This window comes from Falsiroseomonas sp. RANM36 (genome assembly GCF_056682175.1).
This window is the reverse complement of record NZ_JBWXTD010000006.1, coordinates 451,044-452,895: the sequence shown is the minus strand read 5'-3', so window position 1 is coordinate 452,895 and position 1,852 is coordinate 451,044. Positions and strand designations below refer to the sequence as shown.

General features: G+C 70.5%; 2 protein-coding genes. One reads left to right on the top strand and one right to left on the bottom strand.

Features of this window, described 5'->3' with window-relative positions; translation table 11 throughout:
* Nucleotides 1-86: 86 nt before the first annotated feature.
* Nucleotides 87-1,214 carry an OmpA family protein gene (locus AC1MIR_RS23790; RefSeq protein ID WP_480030650.1) on the bottom strand — a complete coding sequence of 376 codons (1,128 nt, stop codon included), beginning with the start codon at nt 1,212-1,214 and terminating at the stop codon, nt 87-89.
* A 307-nt stretch (nt 1,215-1,521) separates the two neighbouring features.
* On the opposite strand from AC1MIR_RS23790, the gene AC1MIR_RS23785 reads away from it, so the two are divergent.
* A complete protein-coding gene (locus AC1MIR_RS23785; protein ID WP_480030649.1) occupies nt 1,522-1,779 on the top strand; it encodes a hypothetical protein in 258 nt (85 codons plus the stop codon).
* Nucleotides 1,780-1,852: the final 73 nt, after the last annotated feature.

Here is a 1,852-nt window from a genome sequence, read left to right as displayed (position 1 = left end):
CGCCCCGCCCCCCGGCCGCGCCCCCTCAAAACCCCCCGGCGCGCCGGGGCCCCCCCCCCGATTCGGCTCGTGCTCGGGCTGCGCCGTCAGCGCAGCACGATCTCGACGCGGCGGTTCTGCGGCTCCCGCACGCCCGGGCCGGTCGGGACCAGCAGGCGGGTGAAGCCGAAGCCCTGGATGACCATGGCGGAACGCGGCACGCCCAGGCGCTCGAGTTCGGCGGCGACCGCATTGGCGCGGCGCACCGACAGGCCCTGGTTGTAGCTGGCCGAGCCGACGGTGTCCGTGTGGCCCGACACCTCGATCCGGGTCACGCCGGCCTGGCGCGAGCTGTTGGCGGCTTCGGCGATGATCTGCCTGGCGCGCTCGGTCAGGTTGGCGCGGTCGAAGTCGAAGAACACCAGGAAGGTGCGCGCCGGGGCCGGGGCTGCCGCAGGCACCACCGGCGGCGGCGGCGGCGTGACGCCGAAAGTGTAGCGGACGCCGAGCAGGAAGGTGTTGCTGGCATTCTCGATGTCGGCGGTGCCGCGCGAGAACCCCTGCGGACGGTAGCGCGTGGCGTCGAGGCTGTTGTCGAGCGTCGCGAAGTAGCGGTACTCGGCCGTCAGCGCGAGGCCAGGGACGGCTGCGATCGGCATGCTGGCGCCCAGGATGAACTGGTAGGCGAACTGGCCGTCATCGCCGGCGATGTTCGTCTGGTTCGGGAAGGGCGAAGGCGAGCCGTTGGTGGTGGTCGTGATCTGGTCGTAGGAGGTGATCGCGTAGCCGATGCCGGCGCCGACATAGGGGATCACCGGCCAGTCCACGCGGAAGTCGTAATAGGCGTTGGCCATGAAGGCGTAGGTGCTGGCCATGCCGGCCGAACGCCAATACTGGCCGCGGCCGAGACCGCCGACGCTGTCGATGTTGTCGGAGCGGAAGCTGAACTCGCCCTCAAGCCGGAGCCCGTTGCCGAAGCCGTAGCCCATGTTGAGGATGAGCGCGTAGCCCGGATCCCAGGCAAGCGACCCGTTCTGGTTCCCGGCGCCCACGCCGAAGGGACCGCTCACCACGCCGCCGGACATGCTGACATCGGAATCGGTGCGAAGGTTCACGCCGGCAGCGGCGCCGACATAGAAGCCGCTGAGATTGAGGCCAAAGGGCTGCATCTGCGCCTGCGCGGCGGCGGGCAGCATCAGCGCGGTGGCGGCGAGAGCCGCCTTCTTCCATGACATGCGGTGTCTCCCTCCAGAGTGCTGCGAATCGCGAGTAGGCAGGTGAAGGCCCACAGGGACCGACAACTCGCCGACAGTAGAATACACCGGGACCGCTTCTACAAGCGCGCTCCGGACATTTTCGCCCCGTATTGAGGGCTCGTGATGACATGAAAAGGGGGGGGGGGGGGGGGGGGCCGCGGGGGGGGGGGGGGGGGCCGCCCCCGCCCCCGGGGGGGGGGGCGGCGCCGGGGAGGACACGCTGACGGGCGGCGCCGGGGCGGACCTGTTCCGCTTCGACGCGCCGGGCGATGGGCTCGACCTGATCGTGGATTTCACGGCCGGTGAGGACCGGATCGCGATCTCTGCCGGCGGCTTCGGCATTGCGCTGCCGGAAGGCACGCTCGCCCCCGCCTTCTTCGCGCCGGATGCGCCGCCCGCCGCCAGGGCCCAATTCGTCTACATCGCCGCGACCGGGCTGCTGGCCTTCGATGCCGACGGCACCGGCGCGATTGCGGCGGTGGCCGTCGCGCGGCTGGAGACGCTGGCACCGCTGGCGGCGTCCGACCTCGTCCTCGTCGTCTGAAGGCGCTAGAGCACGTTGCGATCGACTGGAATCAGTCGATCGGAAAGTCGTGCTCTAGGACACATGTTTCCAG